General features: G+C 59.8%; 15 protein-coding genes and 1 tRNA gene. 11 read left to right on the forward strand and 5 right to left on the reverse strand.

Annotated elements, in window-relative coordinates; all coding sequences use genetic code 11:
* Positions 1 to 27: 27 nt before the first annotated feature.
* The 3 genes from PSEBG33_RS29645 to PSEBG33_RS25765 all read right to left on the reverse strand — a co-directional run bounded on the left by PSEBG33_RS29645 (position 28) and on the right by PSEBG33_RS25765 (position 2629).
* Entirely contained in the window at positions 28 to 867 is an 840-nt protein-coding gene (locus PSEBG33_RS29645; protein ID WP_005783660.1) for a hypothetical protein, read from the reverse strand.
* Positions 868 to 1149: 282 nt separating this feature from the next.
* Entirely contained in the window at positions 1150 to 2385 is a 1236-nt protein-coding gene (locus PSEBG33_RS25770; RefSeq protein ID WP_005783661.1) for a tyrosine-type recombinase/integrase, read from the reverse strand.
* Between the two features lie 167 nt (positions 2386 to 2552).
* Positions 2553 to 2629 (reverse strand) — tRNA-Arg (locus PSEBG33_RS25765).
* 216 nt (positions 2630 to 2845) lie between these two features.
* On the opposite strand from PSEBG33_RS25765, the gene PSEBG33_RS25760 reads away from it, so the two are divergent.
* The 11 genes from PSEBG33_RS25760 to PSEBG33_RS25710 all read left to right on the forward strand — a co-directional run bounded on the left by PSEBG33_RS25760 (position 2846) and on the right by PSEBG33_RS25710 (position 11461).
* Positions 2846 to 3541 (forward strand): Crp/Fnr family transcriptional regulator, encoded by a 696-nt coding sequence (locus PSEBG33_RS25760; protein WP_198287275.1) that lies wholly within the window; start codon positions 2846 to 2848, stop codon positions 3539 to 3541.
* An 87-nt stretch (positions 3542 to 3628) separates the two neighbouring features.
* A complete protein-coding gene (locus PSEBG33_RS25755; protein ID WP_050989018.1) occupies positions 3629 to 4171 on the forward strand; it encodes an RNA polymerase sigma factor in 543 nt (180 codons plus the stop codon).
* Between the two features lie 103 nt (positions 4172 to 4274).
* Positions 4275 to 4502: a RebB family R body protein gene (locus PSEBG33_RS25750; protein WP_003187543.1), complete on the forward strand. Its 228-nt coding sequence runs from the start codon at positions 4275 to 4277 to the stop codon at positions 4500 to 4502.
* Positions 4503 to 4520: 18 nt separating this feature from the next.
* On the forward strand, positions 4521 to 5093 hold the full coding sequence (locus PSEBG33_RS25745) for a hypothetical protein (protein ID WP_005783670.1): 573 nt from the start codon (positions 4521 to 4523) through the stop codon (positions 5091 to 5093).
* Between the two features lie 82 nt (positions 5094 to 5175).
* Positions 5176 to 5814 carry a hypothetical protein gene (locus tag PSEBG33_RS25740; protein ID WP_005783672.1) on the forward strand — a complete coding sequence of 213 codons (639 nt, stop codon included), beginning with the start codon at positions 5176 to 5178 and terminating at the stop codon, positions 5812 to 5814.
* A 40-nt stretch (positions 5815 to 5854) separates the two neighbouring features.
* Positions 5855 to 6178, forward strand: a complete 324-nt coding sequence (locus tag PSEBG33_RS25735; protein ID WP_005783674.1) for a hypothetical protein — start codon at positions 5855 to 5857, stop codon at positions 6176 to 6178.
* 81 nt (positions 6179 to 6259) lie between these two features.
* On the forward strand, positions 6260 to 6574 hold the full coding sequence (locus tag PSEBG33_RS25730) for a RebB family R body protein (RefSeq protein ID WP_005783676.1): 315 nt from the start codon (positions 6260 to 6262) through the stop codon (positions 6572 to 6574).
* A gap of 50 nt (positions 6575 to 6624) precedes the next feature.
* On the forward strand, positions 6625 to 6939 hold the full coding sequence (locus tag PSEBG33_RS25725; protein WP_003187551.1) for a RebB family R body protein: 315 nt from the start codon (positions 6625 to 6627) through the stop codon (positions 6937 to 6939).
* 294 nt (positions 6940 to 7233) lie between these two features.
* Positions 7234 to 8676: an NADP-dependent succinate-semialdehyde dehydrogenase gene (gene gabD, locus PSEBG33_RS25720; protein ID WP_005783679.1), complete on the forward strand. Its 1443-nt coding sequence runs from the start codon at positions 7234 to 7236 to the stop codon at positions 8674 to 8676.
* A 180-nt stretch (positions 8677 to 8856) separates the two neighbouring features.
* A complete protein-coding gene (gene gabT, locus PSEBG33_RS25715) occupies positions 8857 to 10134 on the forward strand; it encodes a 4-aminobutyrate--2-oxoglutarate transaminase (RefSeq protein WP_005783681.1) in 1278 nt (425 codons plus the stop codon).
* A gap of 118 nt (positions 10135 to 10252) precedes the next feature.
* The gene (locus tag PSEBG33_RS25710) at positions 10253 to 11461 is read left to right on the forward strand and encodes an HDOD domain-containing protein (RefSeq protein WP_005783684.1); all 1209 of its coding nucleotides are present in this window, start codon (positions 10253 to 10255) and stop codon (positions 11459 to 11461) included.
* 99 nt (positions 11462 to 11560) lie between these two features.
* Here the strand turns inward: PSEBG33_RS25710 and PSEBG33_RS25705 are convergent, their stop codons facing one another.
* Together PSEBG33_RS25705 and desA are read right to left on the reverse strand one after the other, a co-directional pair.
* The gene (locus PSEBG33_RS25705; RefSeq protein WP_005783693.1) at positions 11561 to 12562 is read right to left on the reverse strand and encodes a GGDEF domain-containing protein; all 1002 of its coding nucleotides are present in this window, start codon (positions 12560 to 12562) and stop codon (positions 11561 to 11563) included.
* Positions 12563 to 12750: 188 nt separating this feature from the next.
* Entirely contained in the window at positions 12751 to 13935 is a 1185-nt protein-coding gene (gene desA / locus PSEBG33_RS25700) for a delta-9 fatty acid desaturase DesA (RefSeq protein ID WP_005783697.1), read from the reverse strand.
* Positions 13936 to 14084: the final 149 nt, after the last annotated feature.

A 14084-nucleotide genomic window follows, 5' to 3' on the forward strand; every position in this document is an offset into this window, starting at 1 on the left:
AATTGAAATTCGATTGAAATTTCTGGCTTACAGCACGAAATAGCGTTTGAGAATGGCTTCAACTCTTTTGCGGGTGAGGGCTTTTTCGGTCTCAAGCGCAATCCACTCAGGTCGTTGTTTTGGAGGTTTTGCTACCTCGCCTTGTAGCCAGGCATGCACCTTCGTTGCAACGTTGCGTTTGGACATCCCAGCTGCGCGGTAGTGAAGCCCCTGTTTAACTATCGCGGCATCTCGAACGCTAATTTCCTTATTACGCTCCATACCGCTGACTAGGCCGCCTTTTTTGCGGATGGCATTTTTGATCGCTCGGTCGGCGATGTGTCTTAGTTCATCGTCGGTCAGGCAGGGTAGGGATATAATTGGTTTCAGATAGAGGGCGTAATCATCAAGTGCCTGAATGCGTTCATCCGGATCGACCTGCATCTCGACGAACTGACAGTAGAGATCCCTGGGCCAGTCGGTGGGACGTTCAGAGGCGTGAGACCAAGCCTCTTGATCGACTGTCTGCATCCAGTTGGCTAACGTCTCCATCGCTTTTACGGCACAAGCCATGATGTATGCAGAATGAGCATCGCGCTCTGACGCTGAGTAGCAATTGCTGTACATGCGGACCCAATGCGCGAGGCGTGCCTTGGTATCGGTGGAGGCATATTGAAAAATCGTCTCCTCATGGATCGTCGTCTGAATGCACATGCTGGCTAAATCTATTTTTATATCGTCACCATGAATGCGCAGACAGCATTGATCGATCAAGCGGCAGGCGTCAGCGATTTGCTCACGGCAGAGGCCATAGAGCGGTTGCGCGTAGAGATAACTGAAGAGGCCCCGGCTTAGCGCCAAATGCAAAATGGGATGTTGATCAGTCATCGCGAAGTGTCATCGGTACCGTGTAACGGAGAGTCCCACGCCCTGGATTCAAAGCGGGTAACCAGCGAAATCGGCTTTGTAGGCATAGGTGTAGAACGCTTGCCCTCAGCATTCGTGCGCTGGCTTTGGCGTTACACGCATGGGCAGCGTTACATCGGATGTACGCTAAGCTGCTGAACTGTGTAACACACCTGAAAGCCAATGAAACCGGGCGTTTGGCGATGGGCGTTACACGAGTAACACCCGTTACACCGGTTTTAGAGGGGGGTTGGGTATGTGCTCTCATACTGCCTTCCCAAATTGCCCCTGCACGACATTTCCATTCACTACAGCATCAAGGTGATCGGCGTACCACTGCATCATCACTCTACGCTGAGGCAGGTACACCGCTTTGTTATAGACCCCGGCAATACCCTCCTTTGCATGAGAGAGTTGGGCCTCAATGTGATTTTCATCGAAACCCTGCTCATTGAGTATTGTGCTAGCGATGTGACGAAAGCCGTGGCCTGTTTGCCGACCGGCATATCCCAGTCTACGAAGCGCCATTAGAAAGACTGTATTGCTACGGGGGACTGTCCTATCTTTCCTGCCTGGAAATAGGAGAGGGTACGCACCTGTCAGTGTTCGTAACTCAGTGAGCGCTTCAATTGCCTGTCGAGAGAGAGGCACCACATGTTCGCGACGACGTTTCATTCGCTCGGCCGGGATCGTCCATAGCTTTTTGGAGAGATCGATTTCTGACCAGCGTGCTTCTCGGATCTCGCTCGGACGCGATGCTAATAAGGACAGCAAGCGAAGCCCTATACGAACGTCCTTTGCGTGAGGGTAGGAGTTGATCGCTCGAAGTAGCGCAGGCAGTTCTTCAATCGAAACGTGTGCATAGTTTTCAGCGCTACGTGATTGCAGGAATTTGCTGAGACCTTCAAGGGGGTTGTGGACGGCTCGTCCAGTTACGCGGGCCAGGTCATAGATCTCTTTGCAAAAGGCACGAACTCGGCCCATTTGTTCAATGATCCCCTTCTGCTCCATGCCGCGTAGAAACTCCATCCATTCCAGGGGCAGTATTTCCGTGTATACGCGTTTGCCGAACACGGGGAACACGTGAAGCTCCAGTGCGCCAAGCACTCGTCGAGACGTACCTGACTCCCAGCTTGTGCGTCTGGCCTCAAACCACTCGCGGCCTAATGCTTCAAAGGTGTTGTTGGCAGCCACCTGGTCTGCAACCTTGCGAGCTTGCTTGCTCACCAATGGATTTTTGCCGGTCGATGCGTCATCCCGCAGTTGAGCTGCTTTCTGTCTCGCCAAAGAGCCACTGATTTCCGGGTAGCCTCCGAGACCCAGCCAAGACCATTTCCCGTCTGGCTTTTTGTAGCGCAGCTCCCACGATTTTTGACCGTTAGGTTTGACCCGGAAGTACAGGCCATTCCCGTCCTGCTCCCGATATGTAGCGTGCTCAGGCTCCAGGCCTGCAAGCGTGGTATCTGCTAAGGGGCGGCGTTTGATTTCAGAGCGCTTCACTTCCTGTATGCCTCCAGTTATAGGAATCTCAAAGCATACACGTGGGCATACACGGCGGGAAGTTATAGGGGTGGACAGGGATGGATAGCCAGAAACAAGAAAGCCCGCACGGGGCGGGCTTCTTGGGGTGTTTCGTAGACTGTCTGAGACAGCCCGAGACCGCTATATGGTGCACCCGGCGGGATTCGAACCCACGACCCCTGCCTTCGGAGGGCAGTACTCTATCCAGCTGAGCTACGGATGCTTGTGCGGGCGACATCATACCCATGTCGACCTGATGCGTCCATTCCGGCATTTCCCCCGCTGCCTGTCGTCCATTTCCGACAAAAAATGGCTAATCGCCACCCTCATTCACAACTCCCCGCGCCGCACGTCCCTTTGTTTGCTTTGCTCTTGTGGCTTTAACCCGCTTCCACGCCGCAATTCCCCAGGTGAACGCATGCATTCCAAAGGAACCGTGATGCTCGATCTCCCGCTCAGACAAACCCTGCTGGCTCGCTCCGATTTGTTTCGAGGTATGCCGGAGCACCTCTTGCGCTACGTCGCCACCCATATGGTGGAGCGCACGCTGGATGATCGTGAGCTGTTGTATTTCAAGGACGACACCCTCGAATTCATTGCGCTGGTGGTGGAGGGCCGGATTTATTCGGTGGTGCATGGGCCCGATGGTCGGGAGCAGATCATTGGCAGTACCGGGGCCGGGCAGGTGGTGGGGGAGACGGCGTTGATCAAGGATCATGGGCGCGAGTCTTCCACCTTCGCTAGTGGCCCTACGCGGTTGTTGCAGTTGGGTAGCCGGCATTTTGCTGTGTTGTTTGAGGAGCCGGTATTTCTGCGGCGTTTGTTGATGTTGATGATGCTGCGTTTGCTGCACGCCATCGAGTTGCTGGAGTTGGTGTGCCTGCATCGGCTGGAGTCGCGGTTGGCGCGGTTTCTGTTGGCCAACCTGGGCGAGATCGACCTGGCGCTGGCTTTGCCCAGTGTGTCGCTGCCCGCCAGCCAGGGGGTGTTGGCGTCGATGCTGAATACCAGCCGCCCCAAGCTTAATGTGCAGCTGCAAGTGTGGCGCCGCAATGGCGTGATCAGCGGCAATCTGGAGCGCATGGTGATCAACGATCTTGAGCATTTGCGGCGCAAGGCGTTTGCCTTGAATTAGTTGCCGCAGTGTTCCCCAGGTAACAGCGTACCCCTGTCGAGCCCTCGCAGACTGGCCCTTCATCAAGGATGCACAGGAGTGCTGGCGATGGGGATGACTGTTGAGTTCAAGGATCAATGGGCTGCCGATGACCGTTTGTTCGAAGCGAGTTGGCGCGCTGTGCAGGGCGAGCTGAAGCGCCGTGCGCTGCGACGGGCCAAGGGCAATCTGGATCAGGGCCAGGAGTGGCTGTCGGCCACGGCGATCAAGGCCCTGCTGTTTTTTCGGCGTTCGCCGGAGCGCATTCGTGACCCTGAGGGGTTTCTGTTTCTGGTGCTCGACCATGTGTTTCTCGACAGCTTGCGGCGCAGCAAGCGCGAGGGGCGGTTGTTCGATGATTCGGTGGATCTTGAACACGATCACCTGGCCGCGCTCGCCGCGCCCTGCGCCTCGGTGCTGGAGCGGGTGGAGTGTTATGAGCGCCTGGAGCAGATCGAGGCGCACGTCGCACGGTTACCGCTGTTGCAGCAGCGCTTGTTCGAGATGCGTTTTGTCGACGACCTGCCTTACCCGCAAATCGCCGCCGAGCTGCACGTCAAGCTGCCGCTGGTGCGCAAGCGCGTGCAACTGCTGCGTAGTGCCTTGCGCTGAATGTGATTCACACAGGTTGGCGTGGGGCGTTCTAGAGGTATGAGCGCAGCACGCCGCCGCTATCCACACCCAAACCTGGGTGAATGCCATCAAGGAGAGATGTATGACAGAGGTCAACAGCCAGATCACCGACGCGGTCACCCAAACCAACGTCAAGGTGGTGGCCGAGGCGCCGGCCCAGGCCATCGCGTCGCTGTACCAGGTGGCCAGCAGCGCGGCGGGCCTGTCGTTGCAGAACGCGGTCAACAGCCAGCAGGCGATGAACCAGATTTCCAACGCGGTGATTTCCAAAGCCGTGGCGCTGATCATGCAGATTGGCGAGAAGGGCTGAGGCCTCGGGAGATCGATTATGTCGTGGTTCAGTCGCAAAAAACCCGCCGCCTCCCAAGCAACGCCCGCTGCCGACCCTCCGGCGCCAGCGCCCCCTGCACCGGCTTCGCGCTCGATCATGGCACGCATGAACGAGCACCTGCTCAACCAGGTGAGCACGCCGTCGCCCGACAGCACGGCGGCGCTCAATAGCCAGATCGTGCAGGCGGTGCAGTTCACCAACTCGCAGAACTTTGCCTATGCCCCGGCGCAGATCGCGGTGCCGGCCGACATGATGATCAGTCAGGCGGCCGGGTTGGTAGCGCAGGCGGCGGCGGGGTACTTCGACGGGGTCAGCAAGATCGCCCTGGCGGCCCAGGCCGTGCTGCTTCAGCAAATGACCGAGAACATCGTCAACGACAACCTGCCAGGCGCTGCCGAAGACGCCTTGGGCGCCTTGGCCACCGACCTGCTGGTGGGCGCCGCTGCCGCCGTGGCTGCCGCCGCCGGAGCCATGGAGGCCGAAGCCGCCAGCGTGGCCATCGACAAGATCGACCAGAGCATCGCCAAGTACGCGAGCACCCTGGCCAACCGGGCCGCGCCAGCGGCCTGAACCCAGCACAGCGCTCCAGCGTTCAGCTGGAGCGGTGCAACAGCAACTTGAAAGCAACTTTTCTTGAGTGAGGAGCGACATCATGCAGCCTGGAGATATTGTTTTTTCAGTGGCGCAAGTGGACGACAAAGTGTCCACCAGCATTCCCCGTGCCTTCATTCGGGCGGGGCAATGGCTTAAAGCCAAGATATTCGGAACCGGCGATCCCAACGTGCCGGTGGTGCACGCGGCCATTGCGGTGGATGCCACGCGAGTCATCGAAAGTGTCGGTGAGGGTATTCAACTGACGGACCTGACCACCGAAGTACCGCCTCGCGGCGCCATGGTGTTCAGTTGCACTGAAGCGGATTTGGCGAATGCGGCAGCCTATGCCGCCGGCCAGTTCCTGGGGGATGTAGCCACCAAGGACATCAGCGGTCGCTACAGCAAATGGAACGCCATGTTGTCGATCTTCAAAGTTTCAGCTTATGAGCCCGGCATCATGAGCCGCATCAATGAGTCGGTGTCCATCAGCAATGCCGCGTTCTGTTCGCAGTTTGTCGCCAACGCTTATGAGGTCGGCAACCTGTATAGCAACGCCAACTTGCTGCCTGTGCCGGCACCGATCTTCGATACACGTCCCACTGTGATGACCCCCTGGGAGTTGGCTTCCAGTTGCGACAACGACGCGGACTTCTATTTCGCGGGCTTCTGGGAAGACGGTAAGGAGGTGCGTCTTTAGCGGCCCTTTTACCGGTAACCCCGTGCTCGAGGAGGCCGCCATGGCTCACCCATCCACACCCTCAGTGCTGTCCAGCGATGATCGCCGACGGTTGGAAGCGATGCTGCGCAACCCACAGGTCTTCGCCGGCACGCCCCAGGCCATCGTCGACGAAACGCTCAAGCGCGCCACCCAGGTGCTTGAGCAGTCCAAGGCTAATGAACAAGCGCTCAAGGCTGCCGCCGAGCAGCGTGAGGTGGCGCTGCGCCAAGTACTGGACGGCGCGGCCCCGGACAAGGGCGAGCAACACAAGGAAGTGCAGGCACTGGTCCAGGGGTTGATTGCGCAGATTGAAGCGGCGCTGGGCCCGTCTGCGAAACCTTGAACCCCAGGTTTCACAGTGCCTGTTTGGCAACGTTCATTGATGAACACGGAATGCACCGTGTACTAAATAAGGAAATTGATCATGGCATTTGTTAACGAGCAAATTACCGACGCGGTCACCCAGACCAACGTCAAAGTGGTGGCCGAATCACCAGCGATGGCGATGAGCACCATCTATCAATCCATGGCGCAGGCCACGGCGATTCTGTTCCAGAACGCCGTGTCGGCCCAACAGCAGCAAAACACCCTGGCCCAGGCGGCCACCAACCAGGGCGTGATGCAGATCTACAGCGTCGATACCACCGCAGGTGCGGCGGCCACCGAGAAAGTCGCCCAGGGCGGCGTGTCGGATAACCTCACCAGCCTGTTGACCGTGCTCAAGTCTTTCCAGCCTTAAGCACTGAGCGATAACGGATGTTGTTCTTTCTCAACCCAGGAGTTTCAACCATGAGTACAGTCAGCCCGCAAATCACCGATGCCGTCACCCAGACCAACGTCAAGGTGGTTGCCGAATCACCCGCGATGGCCATGAGCACCATCTACCAATCCATGGGCCAGGCCACGGCGATCCTGTTCCAGAACTCGGTCTCGGCCCAACAGCAACAAAACACCCTGGCGCAGGCCGCCACCAACCAGGGCGTGATGCAGATCTACAGTGTCGACACCACCGCTGGCGCCGCGGCCACCGAAAAAGTCGCCCAGGGCGGCGTGGCCGACAACTTGACCAGCCTGCTGGCCGTGCTCAAGTCGTTCCAACCTTAAGCTGCGAGGTCCCCAACGGCCCCGGCGCCCACAAGGCTCCGGGGCTGTTGTCGTGTGCGCTTGATCTGAAAGATGAGCCGGATGCGCCATATTCGTTCTTTTTTTCGAACATCCTATTGCCCTGTACCCCCATTGATCCTAGGATTCGTTTGAGATTTCAAACGCTCTGTCTCCCGTGCGCACTTTTATTTCTTCCGCGCGCTGGGGCTGATTTCCCTGACGGCAGCCCACAAGGCGCCTTTCAACAACTCTAATTCGCTCCGCGTGCGCGCGGTGCTGTTAAGGAAAGCCGACATGCAGCTCAAAGATACCCAATTGTTCCGCCAGCAAGCCTTTATCGATGGCGCTTGGGTCGATGCGGACAACGGTCAGACCATCAAGGTCAACAACCCGGCCACGGGCGAGATTCTCGGCAGCGTGCCGAAGATGGGCGCCGCGGAAACCCGCCGTGCCATCGAAGCCGCCGACAAGGCCCTGCCGGCCTGGCGTGCACTCACCGCCAAGGAGCGCGCCAACAAGCTGCGCCGCTGGTTTGAACTGTTGATCGAAAACCAGGACGACCTCGGCCGCCTGATGACCCTCGAACAAGGCAAGCCGCTGGCCGAAGCCAAGGGCGAAATCGTCTACGCCGCCTCCTTTATCGAGTGGTTCGCCGAAGAAGCCAAGCGCATCTACGGTGACGTGATCCCCGGCCACCAGCCCGACAAGCGCCTGATCGTGATCAAGCAGCCGATCGGCGTGACCGCAGCCATCACCCCGTGGAACTTCCCTGCGGCGATGATCACCCGCAAAGCCGGCCCGGCCCTGGCCGCCGGTTGCACCATGGTGATCAAACCGGCCTCGCAAACGCCGTTCTCGGCCCTGGCCCTGGTTGAGCTGGCGCACCGCGCCGGTATCCCCAAAGGCGTGCTCAGCGTGGTCACCGGCAGCGCCGGCGACATCGGCGGCGAACTGACCAGCAACCCGATCGTGCGTAAATTGTCCTTCACCGGTTCGACCGAAATCGGTCGCCAGTTGATGGCCGAATGCGCCAAAGACATCAAGAAAGTCTCCCTGGAGCTGGGCGGTAACGCACCGTTCATCGTGTTCGACGACGCCGACCTGGATAAGGCCGTCGAAGGCGCGATCATCTCCAAGTACCGCAACAACGGCCAGACCTGCGTGTGCGCCAACCGCCTGTACATTCAGGATTCGGTGTACGACGCCTTCGCTGAAAAGCTCAAGGTCGCGGTGACCAAATTGAAGATCGGTAACGGTCTGGAAGAAGGCACCACCACGGGCCCGCTGATCGACGAAAAAGCCGTGGCCAAGGTTCAGGAACATATCGCGGATGCCCTGAGCAAAGGCGCCACGCTGCTGGCCGGTGGCAAGGCGATGGAAGGCAATTTCTTTGAGCCGACCATCCTCACCAACGTCTCCAAAGACTCCGCCGTGGCCAAGGAAGAAACCTTCGGCCCTCTGGCGCCGCTGTTCCGCTTCAAAGATGAAGCCGACGTGATCGCGATGGCCAACGATACCGAGTTCGGCCTGGCCTCCTACTTCTACGCCCGTGACCTGGGCCGTGTGTTCCGTGTGGCCGAGGCCCTGGAATACGGTATGGTCGGCGTCAACACCGGGTTGATCTCCAACGAAGTGGCGCCGTTCGGCGGCATCAAGGCTTCGGGCCTGGGCCGTGAAGGTTCCAAGTACGGGATCGAGGATTACCTGGAAATCAAATACCTCTGCCTGGGCATCTGACCGGTAAGAGATTGCAGCAAACGCAGAGGGCACGAGAGCGCTGTCCCTTTGCGTGCTTCACATCGTTATTCGTAGTGGCCGGGAAAGCTGGGGCAGTCGATCATCGAATGCTGCCGTAGTTGCCTCCCCGCCACGTATGCCTTGGACCACGCCACCCGATGAGTGGCGAATGAGGACTTTATGAGCAAGACCAACGCTTCCCTGATGAAACGCCGCGAAGCCGCTGTACCGCGCGGTGTTGGCCAGATTCACCCGATCTTCGCCGACTCTGCGAAGAACGCCACCGTGACCGACGTTGAAGGTCGCGAGTTCATCGACTTCGCCGGCGGTATCGCCGTGCTGAACACCGGCCACGTGCACCCGAAAATCATCGCGGCCGTGACCGAGCAGTTGAACAAGCTGACCCACACCTGCTTCCAGGTATTGGCCTACGAGCCCTACGTAGAAGTGTGCGAAAAAGTCGCCGCCAAGGTGCCGGGTGATTTCGCCAAGAAAACCCTGCTGGTCACCACCGGTTCCGAAGCGGTCGAAAACGCCGTGAAGATCGCCCGCGCCGCCACGGGCCGCGCCGGCGTGATCGCCTTCACTGGCGCTTACCACGGCCGCACCATGATGACCCTCGGCCTGACCGGTAAGGTCGTGCCTTACTCGGCCGGCATGGGCCTGATGCCAGGTGGCGTGTTCCGTGCGCTGTACCCGAACGAACTGCACGGCGTGAGCGTCGATGACTCGATCGCCAGCATCGAGCGCATCTTCAAGAACGATGCCGAGCCGCGTGATATCGCCGCCATCATCATCGAACCGGTGCAGGGCGAGGGCGGTTTCTACGTCGCGCCGAAAGCCTTCATGCAGCGCCTGCGCGAACTGTGCGACAAGCACGGTATCCTGCTGATTGCCGACGAAGTGCAAACCGGTGCCGGGCGTACCGGTACCTTCTTCGCCATGGAACAGATGGGCGTTGCCGCCGACCTGACCACCTTCGCCAAATCCATCGCTGGCGGCTTCCCGCTGGCCGGTGTGTGTGGCAAGGCCGAATACATGGATGCCATCGCCCCAGGCGGCCTGGGCGGCACCTATGCCGGTAGCCCGATTGCCTGTGCGGCAGCCCTTGCGGTGATGGAAGTGTTCGAAGAAGAGCACCTGCTGGACCGCTGCAAGGCTGTCGGCGAGCGCCTGGTGACGGGCCTCAAGGCCATCCAGGCCAAGTACCCGGTGATCGGCGAAGTGCGTGCCCTGGGCGCGATGATCGCGGTCGAGCTGTTCGAAGACGGCGACACCCACAAGCCAAACGCTGCCGCCGTTGCCTCCGTGGTGGCCAAGGCGCGTGACAAGGGCTTGATCCTGCTGTCTTGTGGTACTTACGGCAACGTGTTGCGCGTACTGGTGCCGCTGACCTCGCCGGACGAGCAGTTGGACAAGGGCCTGGCGATTATCGAAGAGTGTTTCTCTGAACTCTGAGACGCCCCGCTCCTACGAAAAGCAAAAAAACCGCTTCGGCGGTTTTTTTGTGCCTGCTTCATTGTACGCACGCGGCGGCATTGTCTAAGGTGCAAGCATTGCCGATGGAGCGTGCTGGATGACTGCTGTTGATTTACCTGCTGTACCCCGAGTGTTGATTGCCGAGGCGGACCCCTGGTCGCGGGACCTGCTCAAGCAAGTGTTGTTGAATGTGCGTTGTGATGCGCGGCTGGATGTGTGCGCAGATGGTGACCACGCTGCTGCGCTGTTGCGTGAGAAAAGCTATGACCTGATCCTGGCGGATTGGGAGCTTGCAGGCGTCGATGGCCTGAGCCTGCTGCGCAGTGTGCGCCAGCAGCGCCGCTCCCCCGCATTGCCATTTATTCTGCTGAGCAGTCGCAACGACAGCGCCAGCGTACGCGAAGCCTTGCCCCTGGCGCCCACGGCCTACCTGACCCGCCCGCTGAACATGGAGAGCCTGACCCAGCGCCTGCAAGACCTGCTGCTTAACGAAGGCGAAAGCGTGTATTGCGAGATCCCGGCGCTGGCACCGGGAATGACCTTGCCAGCATTCCTGGAGCAGCGCCGAGAGGTCTGCGATGGCGCACCGTTGCGCGTGGACGTGAAAGCGGCGGTGCATCGCAGCCTGGGCCCCGAGGGCGTGGACCTGCAGCAGCTTGAAGATCAGGTGCGCATGGACCCGCAAATCACCGCTGTGCTGATCGCTGCCGCCAACAGTGCCGGGTATCACGGCACGCCGGTGCAGACGCTGCACGCGGCCCTGAACAAGCTGGTCCCCGGGCAAAGCATGAACCTCATCCTGGGCCTTGCGCTCAAGCACAACGTGGTGCTGGGTGACCCCGGCCTGGTGGCCTACGCCGAGCGGCACTGGCAGTTGTCCGAGGACAGCGCCGAGTACGCCCGGCGCCTGGCACGCATGTTGGAACTGGATCACCAGCGCTGCTACAGCGCCTGCATCCTGCATCGGTTGGGCGACCTGGCCTTGTTGCGCTGCCTGGAAGACTGGCGTCAGGGTGGCGGCGCCCTGGATGACGAAGCGATCGGCGAATCCCTCGACAACTTCGGCGCCGCCTACGGTTCGGCGTTGCGCACGCGTTGGCGCTTGCCGCTGGAGTTGCGGCAGTTGATCGCAGGGATCTATTCACTTGAAGGCGGGGTGTATTCGCGCGAAGCCCTGGTGGTGAACCTCGCAGTGCAAATGGCGCGGCTGACTGAGCACGAAGGGCTGGAAGAACTGGCGGGCAGCAAGACCGCGCGGCTGCTCAAGGTCGGCTTGCCGGAACTGACCCGAGTGCGCAAAACCTGAAACACACACCGATCAATTGTGGGAGCTGGCTTGCCTGCGATAGCGGTGGGTCAGCCAAGACGCCATCGCAGGCAAGCCAGCTCCCACAGTTGATCGGTATTAACCGGCTATAACGCGGTTCTTGCCTTGGCGTTTTGCCTCGTACATCGCCGCATCCGCTCGCGCAAACAGGCTGTCGAGGGTGGAGTCGTCTTCGCGCAGGCCGGCCAGGCCCTGGCTGACAGTCACATTGAATTCATGCCCTTCGTAGCTGAACACCAACGCCTGGATTTCCTTGCCCAACCGCTCGGCAACCTGCAGGGCCATCTCCGGTGGGCAACCCGGCAGGACGGCGGCAAACTCTTCGCCGCCAATGCGCCCGAACAGGTCGCCACGGCGCAATACCCCTCGACCACTCTCAGCGATGCGCCGCAGCACCTGGTCGCCCTCCAGGTGGCCGTAGGTGTCGTTGACGTCCTTGAAGTCATCGATGTCCAGCAACAGGAACGCCAGCGGCGTGCCCTGAACGCAGGCGTTGTCGAACGCCTGGTTGGCGCATTCGAAAAAATACCGGCGGTTGCTGCTTTGGGTCAGCACGTCGGTGGTGGCCAGACGTTGCAGTTCCAGCTCCAGCAGCTTCTTTTCGGTGATGTCTTCGGCCATGCCAACCACAATCAGCGGTTCACCGGGCACCACCTGCTGGTTGATGTAGCACTTGTCACTCAGCCAGCGGATTTGCCCGTCGGCGGTGATGATGCGGTACTCGCGGTCTTCCACGGCGCCTTGTTCCAGCACGCGGGCCAGGCTGTGTTCGGCGTAATCGAGGTCTTCGGGGTGAACGCTGTTGCGCCATTCGCGGTGGTCGGCCAACAGCAAGCCGGCCGAACGGCCGAATATGCGCTCGTAGGCTGGGCTCACATACAGCACGCGACGGGTAGCCCAATCGATGGCCCAGAGCACGGCGTTCACGCTCACCAACAGCGAACTGAGCAATTGCTCGCGCTCACTCAGCCGCTCCACTTCGCCCTGGGCATGCATCAGCGCCAACAGGGTCGCCGCCGCGGCCGGACGCGGCGGCTCGGCAGTGGGCACATCGGGCAGGCAGGGCTTTTCGTGAACCATCGGTACAACTCTCTCTGGGCGCGCCGCAGGATGGAGCAGCGGTCACTACAAGGGGTCACCATGATGGCGAAGTGTTCTTTGAGAGAGGGGATTTGCAGTGAAGTTCCGTGATCGGCATGGATTGACGGTGCCCGGAAAATGGCGCCAAAAAGCCAGTGTGTGGGAGGGCAAGCCCTCCCACAGTACCGTCAGACCGCCGCAGGGCGCAGCGAGTAGGTCTTCAACTGGTGGGCAAAGTCGCGCAGGGATTGAATGCCACTGGCCTCGGCTTCGTGCACCCATTCCTTGATCGCGGCCAGCATATCGTGGCCATTGGTGCTGGTCTTGAGCCAGATCTGCTGGAGCGCCAGACGCTTCTCATAGATCACGGTCAGCGCATGGCTGTGCTCCAACATGCTTTGGATGCGCAAGTGGTGACGGTCATCCAGCAAGCTGGTTTCCCGTGACAACAGGCGCTTGGCACGGTGGAACTGGTGACGTACCGAATGATCGACCTTCTCCAACTCCTGCTTGACCAGCGGGCCGATCACCAACTTGCGGTATTGGGCCATGATCTGGAAGCGGTTGTTGAGGATCGCCATGGCGGTGTCCATATCCAGGCTGCCCTTGCCTTCGACGCGGTGGGCGATGGGGGCAACACGCTGCACCTTGGCCAGGCGCAGGAAGCTGAACACCTTGATCCAGGCCCAGCCCAGGTCGAACTCCCACTTCTTCACCGACAGCTTGGCCGAGTTGGGGTAGGTGTGGTGGTTGTTATGCAGCTCTTCGCCGCCGACGATGATGCCCCACGGCACCAGGTTGGTGGCGGCGTCACGGCATTCGAAGTTGCGATAGCCCACGGCATGGCCCAGGCCATTGATCACGCCGGCGGCCCAGAACGGAATCCACATCATCTGGATCGCCCAGATGGTGATACCGATGGTGCCGAACAGCAGCAGGTCGATCACGCCCATGAGCGCCACGCCCAACAGCGGGTAGCGCGTGTAGAGCTTGCGTTCGATCCAGTCGTCCGGGCAGTTCTTGCCGTAGATGCGCAGGGTCTCGGGGTTTTCCGCCTCGGCACGGTACAGCTCGGCGCCTTTGCGCAGCACCGTGGACAGGCCCTTGATCACCGGGCTGTGCGGGTCATCGACGGTTTCGCATTTGGCGTGGTGCTTGCGGTGGATGGCGGTCCACTCGCGGGTGTTCTGCGCCGTGGTCAGCCACAGCCAGAAGCGGAAGAAGTGTTTCAGGCCGGCATTGAGCTCAAGGGAGCGATGGGCCGAATAACGGTGCAGATAGACAGTGACCCCAATAATGGTCACGTGGGTCATCAACAGCGTGACTGCCACCAGTTGCCAGGCTGACAGGTCAAGAAAACCGTTGTACCACATAGGCTGTATGGCCCTCAGATAAAGAAAAGAACAGCTCACGCATTATCACTAAGCCTACAGAGAAAACCAGCCGCTCTTTCAGATAGGAGTGACTGGATGTTTCTTATTCTATAATCCCCAGCCTTCGTAGGGCGATTCTGTTTTTTTGG

It is taken from the genome of Pseudomonas synxantha BG33R (genome assembly GCF_000263715.2).
GTDB classification, from domain to species: domain Bacteria; phylum Pseudomonadota; class Gammaproteobacteria; order Pseudomonadales; family Pseudomonadaceae; genus Aquipseudomonas; species Aquipseudomonas synxantha_A.

Bases quoted from the DNA above. Each gene is read 5' to 3' on its own strand.
- PSEBG33_RS25730 (WP_005783676.1), top strand. From the start codon at position 6,260: ATGGCATTTGTTAACGAGCAAATTACCGACGCGGTCACCCAGACCAAC.
- PSEBG33_RS29645 (WP_005783660.1), bottom strand. From the start codon at position 867: ATGACTGATCAACATCCCATTTTGCATTTGGCGCTAAGCCGGGGCCTC.
- PSEBG33_RS25760 (WP_198287275.1), top strand. From the start codon at position 2,846: ATGCTCGATCTCCCGCTCAGACAAACCCTGCTGGCTCGCTCCGATTTG.
- PSEBG33_RS25740 (WP_005783672.1), top strand. From the start codon at position 5,176: ATGCAGCCTGGAGATATTGTTTTTTCAGTGGCGCAAGTGGACGACAAA.
- PSEBG33_RS25735 (WP_005783674.1), top strand. From the start codon at position 5,855: ATGGCTCACCCATCCACACCCTCAGTGCTGTCCAGCGATGATCGCCGA.
- PSEBG33_RS25750 (WP_003187543.1), top strand. From the start codon at position 4,275: ATGACAGAGGTCAACAGCCAGATCACCGACGCGGTCACCCAAACCAAC.
- PSEBG33_RS25705 (WP_005783693.1), bottom strand. From the start codon at position 12,562: ATGGTTCACGAAAAGCCCTGCCTGCCCGATGTGCCCACTGCCGAGCCG.
- PSEBG33_RS25745 (WP_005783670.1), top strand. From the start codon at position 4,521: ATGTCGTGGTTCAGTCGCAAAAAACCCGCCGCCTCCCAAGCAACGCCC.
- PSEBG33_RS25710 (WP_005783684.1), top strand. From the start codon at position 10,253: ATGACTGCTGTTGATTTACCTGCTGTACCCCGAGTGTTGATTGCCGAG.
- desA (WP_005783697.1), bottom strand. From the start codon at position 13,935: ATGTGGTACAACGGTTTTCTTGACCTGTCAGCCTGGCAACTGGTGGCA.
- PSEBG33_RS25725 (WP_003187551.1), top strand. From the start codon at position 6,625: ATGAGTACAGTCAGCCCGCAAATCACCGATGCCGTCACCCAGACCAAC.
- gabD (WP_005783679.1), top strand. From the start codon at position 7,234: ATGCAGCTCAAAGATACCCAATTGTTCCGCCAGCAAGCCTTTATCGAT.
- gabT (WP_005783681.1), top strand. From the start codon at position 8,857: ATGAGCAAGACCAACGCTTCCCTGATGAAACGCCGCGAAGCCGCTGTA.
- PSEBG33_RS25755 (WP_050989018.1), top strand. From the start codon at position 3,629: ATGGGGATGACTGTTGAGTTCAAGGATCAATGGGCTGCCGATGACCGT.